Raw genomic sequence first — 14049 nt, 5'->3', positions numbered from 1 at the left:
TTTTGCTAATGGGTCACTGAAATGAGAATAAGAACCTGGGGGGTTCAATATCTTGAATTCCAGTTTCACTCCCTAAATCTAGCAAATCTGAGCTACCCCTTCCTATGGATCATTTTAAGATAGTTATTGGTGAATTAACTGAAATTTCGGGTGGGTAATTGAAGGTTAACGTTATCATAAGACGCTGTGGGTTTGAGAGGTAGTAACAAACAATTAATGAGGCGAGATAAGGAGTAATGGGATATTTTTGAGTTTTTTCGAATGTACACTATGAATTTATAGAAGCAGATCAGAATCCTTTATATATTATTTCAGAAGAAGGCGTGGGCAAGGAAGAGGGGAGATGCAGACTGACTGCCGCAGGGAAGGGCGGGGAAAATTTTGAGAAAAACAGGAATTTGGGGGATTAACGCCAGCTTAATGGAAGATTACCGTTATCATACGACGGTGGCAAATATTTCCTGAAAATAGAGGAAATAGAGAGTGAAATGAGAGTTTACTCTTCTAGTTTGCGGACATAGTGCATGTGAGCAAGTGAAGATGCCATGAAGAGCCCGCTTATAAAAAGCATCCACTGGGAGTCTGAAACCAATTTGACGAGCTCCAGATCGATTGTTAAACTGCCGACGACAGCAAGGGCGCTAAGGCCAATGTAGAAATAGCTCCAAGGGATATCGCCTTTCGGGACTGTTTCCATGTAGATGTCAAAGTCGCCGGCTGCAGGCAGGAGTTCCACGAGGTCCTGTTCTCTGTCGTAGTTTACGACTCCCAGGCTTTCCATTTTTGGGATGTGGGTCTGGAGCAGGGAAACATATATGCTTTTTCTGACGGTGCTCTTTGGTTCTTTTTCGCCTGATTCTAGACGGGCTATTTCTTCGGAAAGAGAGCGTATGCTCTGATTCCCCTGCTTGTGGAGGATTTCCAGGACGCATCTTCGCCTGTCGTTCTGGAGAACTCCAAAAATATCTCTTTTTGTCAATTGTGCTTGATCGCTTTGGGTATCTTCTTTGATTTCCAGAGAATTGGTTTCTCTTTCGCTCATTGTATCCCTCTAAAGTATAGGTTAGACTCTGGAATCGCTTTCTGAAATCAGGATTCATAAACTTTCAGCAATAACCCCCTGAATCGTTAGCTCAGGGGTAGTCGGCTCTTTATGGAGTCTTCCGTTATTTTCCTACTCTTTTTGCTATGAGATCGCTGGAAATGAAATCTGAACCTGTTGGAGGTCCAACATGGGGAATTTCCAGTTCTACTCCAGGTATTCAGCAAATCTGACTTACTTTTTTAGAGGTCTTTTTAAGATAGTTATTGGCGGATTAACTGCAAATTCAGGAAGGTAATTGGGGATTAACGCTATCAGGATACAGATGGGGTTTACGGGGTAGTAACAAACAATTAATGGGGCGTGATGAGGAGTAATGAGATACTTTTGAATTTTTAAAAGACATTATATCGATTTTTATCTTCAAATAATGCTTTAATCTAATTTCAGAAGAGGAACACGAACCAGGAAGAGGAAAGGTGCAGACTGACTGCCGCAGAGAGAGGCATGGAAAATTTTGAGATAAAGAGGCTTGAAGAGATTAACGCCAGTTTAATGGGTAATTACCGATGTCGTGCGACGGTGAGATCTCTCAAAAAATGGATGAAAAAAGAGAGGGAAATCTTGAGCAAAATGTTATAGACTCAGAGTTTGCGGATGTGGCGCATGTGGACTATTGAAGATGACATGAAAAGGCTACTTATAAAGAGCATCCACTGGGAGCTTGTAATCCAGTCGAAAAGCTTCAGATAAATTGTGACACTGCCGACAAGGGCGAGGACGCTCAGGCCTACGTAGAAATGGCTCCAGGGAATATCGCCTTTCTTGACGGTTTCCATGTAGATGTCAAAGTCGTGGGATGCGGGGAGAAGTTCCACAAGGTCCTGTTCTTTGTCGTAGTTTACGACTCCCAGGCTTTCCATTTTTGGGATGTGGGTCTGGAGCAGGGAGACGTATATGCTCTTTCTGACGGTGCTCTTTGGTTCTTCTTCGCCGGACTCGAGGCGAGCTATTTCTTCAGAAAGTGAACGTATACTCTGATTTCCCTGGCCGTGGAGGATTTCCAGGACGCATCTTCGCCTGTCATTCTGGAGGACTCCGAAAATATCGCTTTTTGATAACTGTGCTTGATTGCTCTGGATCTCTGCTTTGATTTCCAGAGAACTGTTTGCTGTCTCGCTCATTGTATCCCTCTATAACATAAGAAAAACTATTCGAATGCGGTATGTTCTCAGAAATCAGGATTTGTGCTTTATTCTGGAGCTTGTCCGGGAATAATTCACTCTTGAATCAGGAGTTTCCACTCTTGAGAATCAAGGGTTTTCAGAAAATGCTTCCAGATCAGATGCTCGATCGCCTGTCAAAAGATGGGACTCTAAGAAGCAAATTCTGAGTTATGGGATAAGCTCTTTAGTAAATAGTAAATCCTGTTTTTCCGAATACTCTAATTAAGGGGCTTGATTAGAGCAGTATTCTAATTAAGGGGGTTTAAGAGGGGTATTATAATAATCTTACAACTAATAATCATGCACACAAGTATTTCATTTATGCAGACTATGTAGAAAAAAAAACAATCTCATATAATAATCTGTCTATTTAAGATTTCACAAAAAGAATTAAAGATAGTTAAGAGGATTTCTAAAACCTCCGATAGAGGTTAGATTTATTCTGTTTAAAATAAACACCCGGACTCAGGGAGTTTATTCAAACTCTCTTAAACTAGAACTTAAAACAGCTTTCAAACATAAAAAGTTAATAGTTCTCAAGAACAGAGCCGACAATGTTTTTATAACTCTCTTTCAGGGAATATACGTTGTGATCCCCGGTGACATTTATGCTCAAAATACCGAGCCTGGTATTCATAAGCCCGACCATGGCTGACACCCCCCGGTAGCTTACCTCGAATCTTCCTTTATCAAGGTAGTCATAAACTTCACCGGTGGTGAACTTGTCTCCGGTCAGGAAGAGATTGAGCACAACCTTGCGTATCCCGTTTTCATCCCTGCCGAGATACTTTATCAATCTCGCTCTTACCCTTTCTTCCGCAGTCTGCAGTTTCGGACACCTCAGTTTTAATGATAATTTGAATTATATTCTTTTTATTCTTTTTATTCATTTAATACGGTATTCATTCTATTCTGGTCTTTATTTCCAAACAGGTGCGACCCTTAAGTAGGGGCGCTAAGAATCGAATACCCTATATCCTTATCGTTTATATATTTTAGGATTACTTTTTTTTAAATATTTATATTGAAGTATATTATGGATATACAGACATATTATGCAGATCCACCGATCAATTCAGAAAAGGATAAAACCTCATAATTTTTCTCTTTAACCTTCAGCTTCACAATAACAGAAATGCGGTGAAGGTTAACTGTCGGTTACTATACTGAAATGGTGCCCTGCTTGAAGATCCATTAGTATTGCAGAATAAGATCTTAGGTATAAGTAGTTTACAGTAGAAATTTGCGGAAACAATTTAGAACTAATGCTGCCAGTTCAATCTGCAAGCATAAAGCTGGCAGGGGATAATTAGAAAAGGGATAATTAGAAGTATGAAACCACGGACCAGTTTCTCCGGGAAATAACTTTAAAAGCTCCCGGATAAATTACTGTAGTAGGTGAACTGGATATGAAAATCGCAGTATGCGGAAAAGGCGGAAGCGGAAAGAGCACTATTTCTGCACTCCTGGCAAAGCAGATGGCAAAAACAAAGAACGTGCTTGTGCTTGACACCGATGAGTCCAACTACGGGCTACACGGCCAGCTCGGGCTTGCAGCCCCAAGAGACCTTATGGAGTACTTCGGGGGAAAACAGGGTTTCAAGCAAAAGCAGAGAGTTCCGAAGACTGCTCCCCTCGGCGGGCTAACAGTTTCGGGAGCTGCCGCAGGCCAGCAGAAGTCCCGCTTTTTTGAGGAAAGGTGGAGTTTTTCCGACTTGCCTTCGGAGTTCGTGGAAGAAAAAGGAAAGATAAGGCTCATGGCAATCGGCAAGATCCACGAGTTCGGGGAAGGCTGCGCCTGTCCCATGGGTGTACTTACCCGGGAGTTCCTGGAAAACCTTGACCTCGCAGAAGACGACATTGTTATCGTGGACACGGAAGCCGGAGTGGAACATTTCGGAAGGGGAGTTGCAAAAGACTTTGATACGATCCTAGTCGTGATTGACCCCTCCTACGAATCTCTCAAGCTATCCAGAAAGTTCGAGGAACTCGGGGGACAGGCTGGAAACAGGGTTTTCTTTGTGTTGAACAAGGTCGAGGAAGATATTGAAGGAGACCTGCTGGAGGCTGTTGATTCTTCAAAAGTTGCCGCAGTGATCCCTGCAGACAGGGGGCTTTTCAAAGCGTCCCTGAAAGGCGAAGAATTCGACCTTGAACTTGAAGAGATTGGAAAGCTTGTGGAGTTTCTGGATCTGAATTGATTCAAGGACCAGGTCTGTGAACCAATACATTTAATTTTACTCTTTTTAATTTTTACGGGCAGCTCTTTTATTTTCTGATGTTTTCACTTCCCGGGACTCAGCCTATGAGCAAATTAACAGCTCAGGTCCACTGTTATCCGTACCGCATCATAATTAACGCTTCGGGTCAGGAGGCGGGCAAGCTCACTGATGAACTTTGGTTTATTTTCCCGGTCACCTGAAGCAGACGGATGCGCCCATTTGTCAGGATTTTTGCGACATCTTCGGGGGTGAGAACTATAATTCCGGGTTTTCGTTTTCCGGTTGTGTTGCCTTTATTAAGCCTTTATGCTCAAAACAAAAACTATTTTATAAGATTGGACTGACTTTCAATTCCGGAACAATTATCCGAAAGTATATTATTGATCGTGTTATTTAAATAATGCAAAAGTTTTACGTGGTTTGCAGACAGCAGGTATTATTTGCCGGAGCTGTCCTTTCCTGGACTTTCTATTCATTGACTTATTGATAAAAACGATGTTTGAAATGTTTGACCTATCTGAATGTTGTTGGAGTTATACTTTCATTATTAAAACGCTGGAGAATGTAAAATGACTACACGCGAGTACATGCTTGGAAACGTGGCAATCGCCCGGGGCCTTTTGGAAGGCGGCGTACAGGTAGCTGCGGGCTATCCGGGGACTCCTTCTTCGGAGATTATCGATACCCTTGCTTCCCGTGAAGATCAGGACTACTATATCGAATGGTCCGTGAATGAAAAGGTGGCAATGGAAGTGGCAGTCGGAGCCGCCTGGGCAGGAGTGCGCTCGGTGGTAACCATGAAGCATGTCGGGCTAAATGTTGCAGCCGACCCTTTCATGACCCTTGCGTATGCAGGGACAAAGGGCGGGTTGATCGTAATCGTAGCCGATGACCCCTCATGTCACTCTTCCCAGAACGAGCAGGATACAAGGCGCTATGCCCAGTTTGCCCTTGTACCCTGTTTTGACCCCTCAACCCCCCAGGAAGCCAAAGACATGCTTCCTTATGCTTTTGAGTTTTCTGAAAAATTTAAAATCCCGGTTATCTTCCGCCCTACAACCCGGATCTCCCATGGAAAATCCGATATTGAGCTTGGGGAAATCCCGACAGACAAACCCGCTCCTTATTTCGAAAAACTTCTCGACCGCTGGGTCATGCTTCCAAAAAACGCCCGTATACGCCATACCCATCTCCTTTCGATCCAGCAGCCAATTGAAGATGCTCTTGCAGAATCCCCCTGGAACTCTCTGGAACTGAAACCTGATGCAAATTTCGGGGTAATAAGTGCAGGTATTGCTTCTGTATATGCAAAAGAGGCCCTGCAGGAACTGGGAATTGAAGCTTCCTTCCTGAAGATCGGGACCTATCCTGTCCCGAAAAAGCTTGTTCTGGAACTGCTTGAAACCGTAAACGCTGTTCTTGTCTTCGAAGAACTTGAACCTGTTGTGGAAGAGCAGGTAAAGATGATTGCTCAGGAAGCCGGCCTTCCGATTCCGATCATGGGGAAAACTGGCGGTTTTGTCCCGAGAGAAGGAGAACTGGACATCAGTACTTTCCTTGAAGCTTTGAAGAAAGTTTTTGACCTGGATGTTGAGCCTGAGTCGGGGAAGGTCTCTCTTGAGCTTGCTCCCCGCCCCCCTGCTCTCTGTGCCGGTTGCTCTCACCGGGCAACCTTCTATTCCATGAGAAAGGTCTTTGGAAAGGATGCTGTCTACCCGAGTGATATCGGCTGTTATACCCTCGGGATCCAGAGCGGGACTGTTGAGACCACGCTCTGTATGGGCTCAAGCATAAGCATTGCTTCCGGGCTTTACCATGCGGGGGAAAAGCGCCCTATCTGCTGTTCTATAGGGGACTCAACCTTTTTCCATACTGGCATGAATTCACTCCTGAATGCGGTTTTCAACAAAGCCAATATTACGGTCACCATCCTCGACAATCGAATCACGGCCATGACCGGGCACCAGCCAAATCCCGGAGTCGGTTTTACAGTTACCGGAGAACCCACTGTAGAAGTCTCTCTTGCCGAACTCTGCAGAGCTATGGGAGCCGGATCTGTAGTAGTTGTCAATCCCTATAACCTTGAAGAAACCCAGGAAGCTTTCAAAGCCGCAAAGGACTTTGAAGGCACATCCGTGGTTATTGCAAAACAGCCCTGCGTGATCTCTGTAAAGAGGGCAGGAATCAGGCGGGTCCCATACATAGTTGACCCTGAAAAGTGTGAAGGCTGCAAGCAGTGTGTCAAATTCGGCTGCCCGGCAATCGAATTTGATGAGGAAAATAATTGCGCTGTAATTACTGCACTCTGTAGCGGATGCGGGGTCTGTGCGCAGATCTGCAAGTTTGAAGCTATCCGGGAGGTGAAGAAATGAGCCAGATTGAAGGAGAGAAAAAACTCGACCTCCTTATCACGGGAGTCGGGGGGCAGGGCGCAATCCTTGCTTCGGACATCATCGGAAAAGCCGCAGTCTTTACAGGGCTCCCCATCCGGGCAGCAGAGACCCACGGCATGGCACAGCGCGGAGGCTCGGTTGTAAACCACATAAGGCTGGGAACTGACCTTGGGTCAATGATCCCTAAGAAAGGCGCAGACATCATGCTTGCCCTTGAGCCTATGGAAGCAGTTCGATACCTCGATTTCCTGAAGGACGGTGGAGTAATTATAGTAAACACACAGTCAATCATTCCTGTGACTGTTACCTCCGGAATAGCAAAGTACCCTGATGTCCAGGAAATCCTTGACGTCCTTTCTGAAAAATATATAGTCAAAGCCTTTAATGCAGACGAACTGGCTTACGAAGCCGGGAACAGGCTTGCAATGAACGTGGCAATGGTCGGTGCCATCTCTGGCTACTTGCCCATCCCAAAAGAGGCCCTGCTTGAGAGTGTGAAGGCACTTGTGCCGCAGAAGACGGTTGAAATTAATATCAGAGCTTTTGAAATGGGAAGGAGAAAAATCGAGGAAAGCTAAACAGATGAAAGATAATACTTTCCATTATTTTTTTTCACATGTGTAACTCAATAATTATAGTCATCTATAGGCCCTCTAAAAATGTATTAATGTAGGACAGGAAAATTTAGACACGTTACAGGGAATTAGTAATATGATATCCAAACTGGCGAAGTAAAAGTGAAAAATATGCGAATTGATGCGTATATCACAGAATACGCCGGAAAAACTCCTCAAAATATTCCCTTGAAGAAGGCAAAAATTCAATTTCTTGTAGTTGTCTCGAGAAGGATATAAGTGACATTTTTTCTCCTGATAGATTATTGTGAATACCAGGGTTTCTATTGTTTGCTGCGGTGATTATTCAAAAGCAAAAGATGCAATCAAAGAGTCTCTCAACCTGATAGGCGGTCTTGAGACTATTATATCTCCCGGTAACCGAGTATTGCTTAAACCCGATGTTCTTTCTATTAGACCTCCAGAGAATGCTGTCACCACTCATCCGGTAGTAGTTGCTGCAATGTGCGAACTGGTTAATGGATACTGGGCCGAAGAAAAGAGGTGTTTATCGGTGAAAAAATGTGGTAAGTATTTATATGGGTTTCACTGTAAAATTGGGAAGGCACCACGATGATATCTAACAGAGATAAAGTAACTTTTGGTGAAGTGGCTGATCATTATCATAGCAATAAGATCCTCTTTGGGATAAAATACCTTAAGAACTGGGTTCTGGAACGCCTTGCTTCATGCGCTCCAGTCCCTTCCTGGAGAGCAAAACTGCATAAAATGCGAGGCGTAAACATCGGGGAGAATGTGTATATCGGCTATGATGTGATCTTCGACAGGCTCCATCCCGAAATGATCACAGTGGGAGATTACGCTGAAATTGGGGATAGGTGTATACTATCTGCCCATACAAGAGGCAGCTTAACTACGAGGCAGGCATATCCGAGAAGCATGGCTCCAATAATAATCGGAAGTGGGGTTTCTGTTAACCCGGGCTGTATAATCACGCAAGGGGTCAAAATTGGAGAAAATTCCATAATAGGAATTGGGTCCGTAGTTAGCCGTGATATTTCTCCAAACAGTCTTGCTCTGGGTTACCCTGCTAGAGTTGTTAAAAAGCTTGATGGTGTAGGCGAGCTTCAAACCTGATTGATGAGATGAATGATGAAAACGAAAGGTCACTTTTTTGATGAGATGAATGATGAAAACGAAAGGTCACTTTTTTGATGAGATGAATGATGAAAACGAAAGGTCACTTTTCGGATCTGTATTTGAATTCAAAACCAAGTTTATCCAGGGCAAACAGTGCCATCATTATCACAAAGCAAACAAAAAAGACCGATACAAAAGATGCTATCAGATAATGAAAGAATCCAGTCTCCTGAAAACTTACATTCATTAATGAAAATACACTGACCTTTCCATTGTATACAGGGTATAGATACTCAGTACCTCCTTCCCCTATATCATCAAGTAATAAATGTGTAAGAAAAGCAGCTTCTGCAAAAAGACCCAGGTATATTGCCTTCCCAAACTTTCCGTAGGCAAGATATCCCACAAGCGTTCCGAACAGGAGGGCAGTAGAACTGAATAGTAATGAATGTGTTGCAATCGGGCCGATCCAGCAGTGTTCTAAAGTGCCATTTACGGGTAGATTATAAATTATCATAATATCCGGGAAAAGTGTGCATAGACTGCCTACAAATAAGAGTAACAAGAGCTGGGGTAAGTCCCTGGACGAAATTTCCCTGCGAAAAATTGATCTGACAATGGCGTAGACTGCTACTGCGCTGACACAGAAAACAAAAAACAGAACATGTGAAACTGGATAAGGCATAACAATTCACTTTTTCGAATTTATCAACCAAAACGCTTTGAGTGGGTAAATAGTTTATTTGAATATATTGACCAATATAATTTAGAATTAAGTACTATTGACTCAAAATTTTAGATTCTATCTGAAGGAAAATTATTTTTAATGATTTTATTGGGGAATTAGAATCTTATTTTTTACTTACTTTGAGAGAATCTGATGACTGGAAATTAATAGAAAGTCTCCCACTTGAATTTTGATCTATGTTCAGATTAAGTGCCGAGGCGATTTGTACACCAACAATCATAGCAAGTGAAACACAATAATAGTAAATTTCACTCAAATTCATTTTTTCCACCTTCCTTAAAAAACACTAATCAACATACATTTTTCGATCACTATTTTTTGCTATGTCAATCACTATTTTTTGCTATGTTGGTGACAACAACCCTTAACTTTTTGTTCACGGTTCTTTAAGGATAGTTTAGTAACTTTTTTATAGTTAATTTTCCACAAATACCTGGTTTCAATCCTTATTTTTGTGGACTCTGCTATGGGACTTAAATAAGTTTTAATTGTATATGTATATATCGTTTTTGTTTTAGTATTCGTAAGAGAGGATTTCGTTATTGGATACATTTATTTTTATATATAGAGCCTATCCGAAAAGTCAGTAATGCATGTTGAAAAGCCACGATAGATCTATAATATCAGAGTAATAATATCAGAGTATCCATTCCGGTTTTGTATATTGCATATTGTAAAAGTTACAACAGGCAACCACTTTTCGGATAGGAAATAAATATATAAAGTACAGTATATTTTAATCGAGATCAATAGACGCAAAAATTGAATTATAAATAAAGGGGACTATTATTTAAAAAAAGAAGGTGGTGTTTGATACCAAAAATTTATGGAAAAATTGAAATTTTTAGATATCTTTGAAAGGCAAGTTTGATTGAGATTTTTATATGAAGAAGCGTAAAACCCCTGAGTCTTTAGCTCAGGGGATATAAGCGTCAACTTCAACCCTGATTCCGTATGTAATATTCTGCCGCCTCTTTACTAACATTTCCGATAGTAGACGCAAAATAACCATCACTCCATAACGTATTCTCACCCCAATAATACTTTTTCATATATTCTTTTTGAGTTTTCCATAACCTGTTAGTATATTCTTGTTTCAATTTTCTGACAATTGACAAAACGCTAACTTTCGGCTCACTCTTAATCAAGAAATGAATATGGTCTTTGTCAGTTTCCATTTCAAAGATTTCAAAGTTAGACTCTTTTGAAATGTCAATCATAATCTGTTTGAGTTCTTCGCTAATTGGTTCAAGTATGACTTTTCGGTATTTGCAAACAAAAATAACATGATACATTAACAAAAATTTGCTATGATTCCGTGTTTCATACTTCGTATTTACCAAAAAGTACATGTGTTGTTAAAACATATAATGCCTTTGTATGATGCAAGCGTTCAAATTTAGACTCTATCCTACAACTACACAAGCTATTCAATTGAATCAGCATATAGGTAGCTGTAGATTTGTCTATAATTGGGCACTTGACCAGAAAATTAAAACTTATGAGCAGACAGGGGAATCAATTTCCAGATTTGACTTAAACAAATTAATTCCTACTCTAAAGGCTTCTAATGAGTGGTTAGGGGAAGTTAACTCTCAATCATTACAGGGGATGACTAAGCAGTTGAATCCGCTTTCACTAGATTCTTTAGAGAGAAAACAGGTTTCCAAAGTTCAAATCAAAAAGATCCGATACAGTCTTTCCCTGTACCTCAACACTACACTGTAAACTTTGAAAATAATACTATCAAGCTTCCTAAAATAGAACCAATTAAAGCAGTTCTTCACAGGAAGTTTGAAGGAGAGCCTAAAACGGCTACGGTATCAAGGACATGTAAAGGACATTACTATATCAGTATCCTTGTTGAAGATGGAAAAGAACTTCCAGTAAAGGAAGCTTTCACAGAATCAACAACAGTAGGAATTGATGTAGGTATCAAAGACTTTGCTGTCCTTTCAACAGGAGAAAAGGTTGAGAATCCAAAGTACTTGAAAAACTCTCTTAAAAGGCTCAAAGTATTACAGAAAAGAGTCTCAAGGAAACAGAAAGGCTCTAAGAACAGGGCAAAAGCTAAACGAAGACTTGCTGTACTCCATGACAAAATAACAAATCAGAGAAATGACTTCCAGAACAAACTCTCTTTTAGACTTGTTAGCGAAAACCAAGCTGTAGCTCTGGAAACTCTAAATGTTAAAGGCATGGTTAAGAATCATCACTTAGCACAGGCTATAAGTGATTCTGCGTGGAGTAGTTTTGTAACAAAGTTGGAATATAAGGCTCAATGGTTTGAAAAACCGTCCTGAGAATAGGACAATTTGAACCCTCTTCTAAGCTATGTAGTGTGTGTGGATACCACAATAAAGAGCTTCAGCTAAAAGACAGAGAATGGATTTGTCCAGACTGTAAAACCAAACACCATAGAGACATTAATGCCGCTATCAATATCAAAAAATTCGCTCTCATAGATCAGAATCTAATTGGATTATGACACCGTAGGGACTACGGGGATGAGCTTGGGGACTTGCCCTCAATAGAGGGAGGAATGAACCAAGAAGCCACTCAGTCTTTAGCTGAGTGGTAGTTCACAATATTGGTAGAACAAGTTGAGAAAAAGTAAGATCAATGGAGAAATTAAGAAAAAACAAATCAAAGTAAAATCAGATTGATGCCAGTGTCCTGAGAATAAGAATTATTTAGATACACTCTTGGAGGCTTCAGCAGTGTTTCCATATCTTCCAATATTAGTCCTGTTCCCATTTGGATCAGGTTCATTGCTATATTTTGACAGGGAATTTCCGGCATCTATGAGTAGACTTGTTTTCCGGTCAAGTACCCACTGACCATCCGAAAATCTTCCTGCAGCACTTTTCAGGTGGTAATCGCGTTTTGAGACATCTGCAAACAATGGATTTACGTTCAGGTCTGTAGTAGAACTGGCATTTTCGTAATTTGCTGCAGCACTATTGTATATGCAGTTGTTTTCGAGTATAAATGTGTGATTTGAAGGATCGTAGTCTTTGATTCCCCAGCCTGAGCCAGAGTCCGGAAGATTTGGAATTGTGTTTGAAATTATATTGTTTCTTACAATAGTCACAAATCCTTTATCTGTTGGGATTCCGTAACGAGGATATAATTCATACGCAATACCATATTTTCTATTCCCATCGATTACATTATTTTCGATTATGGTGTTGTTAAATCCCTGAACTACAATTCCGCCTGCTTCATGAAGAGAGGATGACGTTCCAGTATCATAGATTGTATTATGGTGAATCCAGACCCCTCTGGCTTTATCTCTCTCATATCCTCCATAGCCTACTACCCAGATTCCCCATGCACGTATGTGATATATTGTATTATCGTAAATCTCGATGTCATCCATTACAGGACCAGTCATTTTTTTGTTCAGCTCTATCCCTGCATATCCTTTATTATTTGATGTTATTGTATTATTGAAAATTTTGATATGCATTGTTTCCGTTAATCGGATGGCTGCATCTGCTTTTATGGTTATATCATTGTTATATATGGATGCATTTGATGAATGCTTTAACCACACTGCATCGTGCCCAATCTCAAATATTTTATTGTTGTATATGTTTATGTTTGTTGGGACAGTTTCGTATTCTCTTGAGTAATCGTGAAATACTTTTATTCCATCCCCGAGTCCGTCGTGCAGATACATATCATTAACAGTTACATTGTAACTTTCTTTTAAATTAATCATATTGTAGTAACTGTTCCCTATACCCTCAGACTGGTTTCGGCAATTTCCATCAATTTCAAATCCCCTTATTGTAATATTCTTTGCCCTGTTGTTTTTTGCTTCTATTAATCCTTTATACTTTATCCCCCAGTTCGCATGGTTAATGAGTTTTATTACAGCGTCCGGGTCCCCTTCTAATATTGTATTACTTCCAATATATATCGTGCCATTTATCCAGTATGTGTTTGAACCGTTGAGGTAAACGGTTGTAAAATCAGGGTTACTGTTGACGAATGAAAGAGCTTGATTTATTTCTATGTGATCATTTTTCCCATCGCAGTTGTAATTTCCGCTGCCATCTGTATCAACATATACAATCGGTGCTTCAGGTGTATTGGGAATAATTTTTGAAGGTATTAATATAAAATAAATTATTATGATTGATAAAATTAAATCTTTGATGTGTGTCTTTATTTTATAATCTCCACTCATTCCCATCAACTTTTTCCCTCTTGTTTTTTCGGTAATTTAGAGAGAGAGATAATATGGACATAAAGATATAATTTTAAGTTTAATAAGGATATAATTTTAAGTTTAATAAGGATATAATTTTAAGTTTAATAAGGATATAATTTTAAGTTTAATAAGGATATAATTTTAAGTTTAATAAGGATATAATTTTAAGTTTAATAAGGATATAATTTTAAGTTTAAAATAGATTATCTTTTGTTATCCTCAGACTGAATTCTTGTTCCTTTTTTGAAATTAATGCCTTCAAATGACAGTGTCAGCACTTCACAAAAAATCTCTCCTCCACTAGTTTACCTAAGACACTCCACCATTATCCTAACCCTTAACTTCTGTCTCAGCCATCCTTCAATGAATAGTATAAACATATCAAATCTGAACTTATCCTTATCTATAACTTGCGGCCCTCTTTTGAAGATTATAAAATGTTTTTTCAGAAAGTATAACTATACATTTTTTAGCAGAAAAG

10 protein-coding genes and 2 pseudogenes are annotated in these 14049 nt (G+C 40.3%); 6 read left to right on the top strand and 6 right to left on the bottom strand.

The window, feature by feature from the left end:
- Positions 1 to 496: 496 nt before the first annotated feature.
- The 3 genes from MSWH1_RS04555 to MSWH1_RS04545 form a co-directional block, all read right to left on the bottom strand.
- Positions 497 to 1042: a hypothetical protein gene (locus tag MSWH1_RS04555; protein ID WP_052722582.1), complete on the bottom strand. Its 546-nt coding sequence runs from the start codon at positions 1040 to 1042 to the stop codon at positions 497 to 499.
- Positions 1043 to 1686: 644 nt separating this feature from the next.
- Entirely contained in the window at positions 1687 to 2226 is a 540-nt protein-coding gene (locus tag MSWH1_RS04550; protein WP_048126506.1) for a hypothetical protein, read from the bottom strand.
- 568 nt (positions 2227 to 2794) lie between these two features.
- On the bottom strand, positions 2795 to 3064 hold the full coding sequence (locus MSWH1_RS04545; protein WP_048126504.1) for a DUF2551 domain-containing protein: 270 nt from the start codon (positions 3062 to 3064) through the stop codon (positions 2795 to 2797).
- A gap of 613 nt (positions 3065 to 3677) precedes the next feature.
- Between MSWH1_RS04545 and MSWH1_RS04540 the strand changes: the two genes are divergently transcribed.
- From MSWH1_RS04540 to MSWH1_RS04520, 5 genes and pseudogenes are all read left to right on the top strand, one after another.
- Complete coding sequence (locus tag MSWH1_RS04540; protein ID WP_048126502.1) at positions 3678 to 4469, top strand: zeta toxin family protein; 792 nt, start codon at positions 3678 to 3680, stop codon at positions 4467 to 4469.
- A 590-nt stretch (positions 4470 to 5059) separates the two neighbouring features.
- Positions 5060 to 6862, top strand: coding sequence for an indolepyruvate ferredoxin oxidoreductase subunit alpha (gene iorA, locus MSWH1_RS04535; protein WP_048126501.1), 1803 nt, complete (start codon positions 5060 to 5062; stop codon positions 6860 to 6862).
- Positions 6859 to 7461, top strand: coding sequence for an indolepyruvate oxidoreductase subunit beta (locus tag MSWH1_RS04530; protein WP_048126499.1), 603 nt, complete (start codon positions 6859 to 6861; stop codon positions 7459 to 7461). The genes iorA and MSWH1_RS04530 overlap by 4 nt, the downstream gene beginning before the upstream one ends.
- Positions 7462 to 7765: 304 nt before the next feature.
- Positions 7766 to 7975 (top strand): annotated as a pseudogene (locus MSWH1_RS04525) ((Fe-S)-binding protein); the annotation flags it as partial.
- Positions 7976 to 8070: 95 nt separating this feature from the next.
- The gene (locus MSWH1_RS04520) at positions 8071 to 8595 is read left to right on the top strand and encodes an acyltransferase (RefSeq protein ID WP_048126495.1); all 525 of its coding nucleotides are present in this window, start codon (positions 8071 to 8073) and stop codon (positions 8593 to 8595) included.
- Positions 8596 to 8698: 103 nt separating this feature from the next.
- Here the strand turns inward: MSWH1_RS04520 and MSWH1_RS04515 are convergent, their stop codons facing one another.
- Together MSWH1_RS04515 and tnpA are read right to left on the bottom strand one after the other, a co-directional pair.
- Positions 8699 to 9283 carry a metal-dependent hydrolase gene (locus MSWH1_RS04515; protein ID WP_048126493.1) on the bottom strand — a complete coding sequence of 195 codons (585 nt, stop codon included), beginning with the start codon at positions 9281 to 9283 and terminating at the stop codon, positions 8699 to 8701.
- Positions 9284 to 10284: 1001 nt separating this feature from the next.
- Entirely contained in the window at positions 10285 to 10698 is a 414-nt protein-coding gene (tnpA, locus tag MSWH1_RS04510) for an IS200/IS605 family transposase (protein WP_048126491.1), read from the bottom strand.
- A gap of 28 nt (positions 10699 to 10726) precedes the next feature.
- Here tnpA and MSWH1_RS04505 point away from each other — a divergent pair.
- Positions 10727 to 11834: pseudogene (locus MSWH1_RS04505) on the top strand (RNA-guided endonuclease TnpB family protein).
- A 201-nt stretch (positions 11835 to 12035) separates the two neighbouring features.
- Here MSWH1_RS04505 and MSWH1_RS04500 read toward each other — a convergent pair.
- On the bottom strand, positions 12036 to 13550 hold the full coding sequence (locus tag MSWH1_RS04500; protein WP_231591955.1) for a right-handed parallel beta-helix repeat-containing protein: 1515 nt from the start codon (positions 13548 to 13550) through the stop codon (positions 12036 to 12038).
- Between the last annotated feature and the right edge of the window lie 499 nt (positions 13551 to 14049).

The organism is Methanosarcina sp. WH1, from assembly GCF_000970005.1.
Classification (GTDB): domain Archaea; phylum Halobacteriota; class Methanosarcinia; order Methanosarcinales; family Methanosarcinaceae; genus Methanosarcina.
Note: the sequence above shows the minus strand (reverse complement) of the source record. Positions and strands in the feature narration are given on the sequence as shown.

What these genes read in the sequence shown, in the direction of transcription:
- MSWH1_RS04555 (WP_052722582.1), bottom strand. Translation starts at nt 1,042, where the DNA reads ATGAGCGAAAGAGAAACCAATTCTCTGGAAATCAAAGAAGATACCCAA.
- MSWH1_RS04550 (WP_048126506.1), bottom strand. Translation starts at nt 2,226, where the DNA reads ATGAGCGAGACAGCAAACAGTTCTCTGGAAATCAAAGCAGAGATCCAG.
- MSWH1_RS04540 (WP_048126502.1), top strand. Translation starts at nt 3,678, where the DNA reads ATGAAAATCGCAGTATGCGGAAAAGGCGGAAGCGGAAAGAGCACTATT.
- iorA (WP_048126501.1), top strand. Translation starts at nt 5,060, where the DNA reads ATGACTACACGCGAGTACATGCTTGGAAACGTGGCAATCGCCCGGGGC.
- MSWH1_RS04530 (WP_048126499.1), top strand. Translation starts at nt 6,859, where the DNA reads ATGAGCCAGATTGAAGGAGAGAAAAAACTCGACCTCCTTATCACGGGA.
- MSWH1_RS04520 (WP_048126495.1), top strand. Translation starts at nt 8,071, where the DNA reads ATGATATCTAACAGAGATAAAGTAACTTTTGGTGAAGTGGCTGATCAT.
- MSWH1_RS04515 (WP_048126493.1), bottom strand. Translation starts at nt 9,283, where the DNA reads ATGCCTTATCCAGTTTCACATGTTCTGTTTTTTGTTTTCTGTGTCAGC.
- tnpA (WP_048126491.1), bottom strand. Translation starts at nt 10,698, where the DNA reads ATGTACTTTTTGGTAAATACGAAGTATGAAACACGGAATCATAGCAAA.
- MSWH1_RS04500 (WP_231591955.1), bottom strand. Translation starts at nt 13,550, where the DNA reads ATGGGAATGAGTGGAGATTATAAAATAAAGACACACATCAAAGATTTA.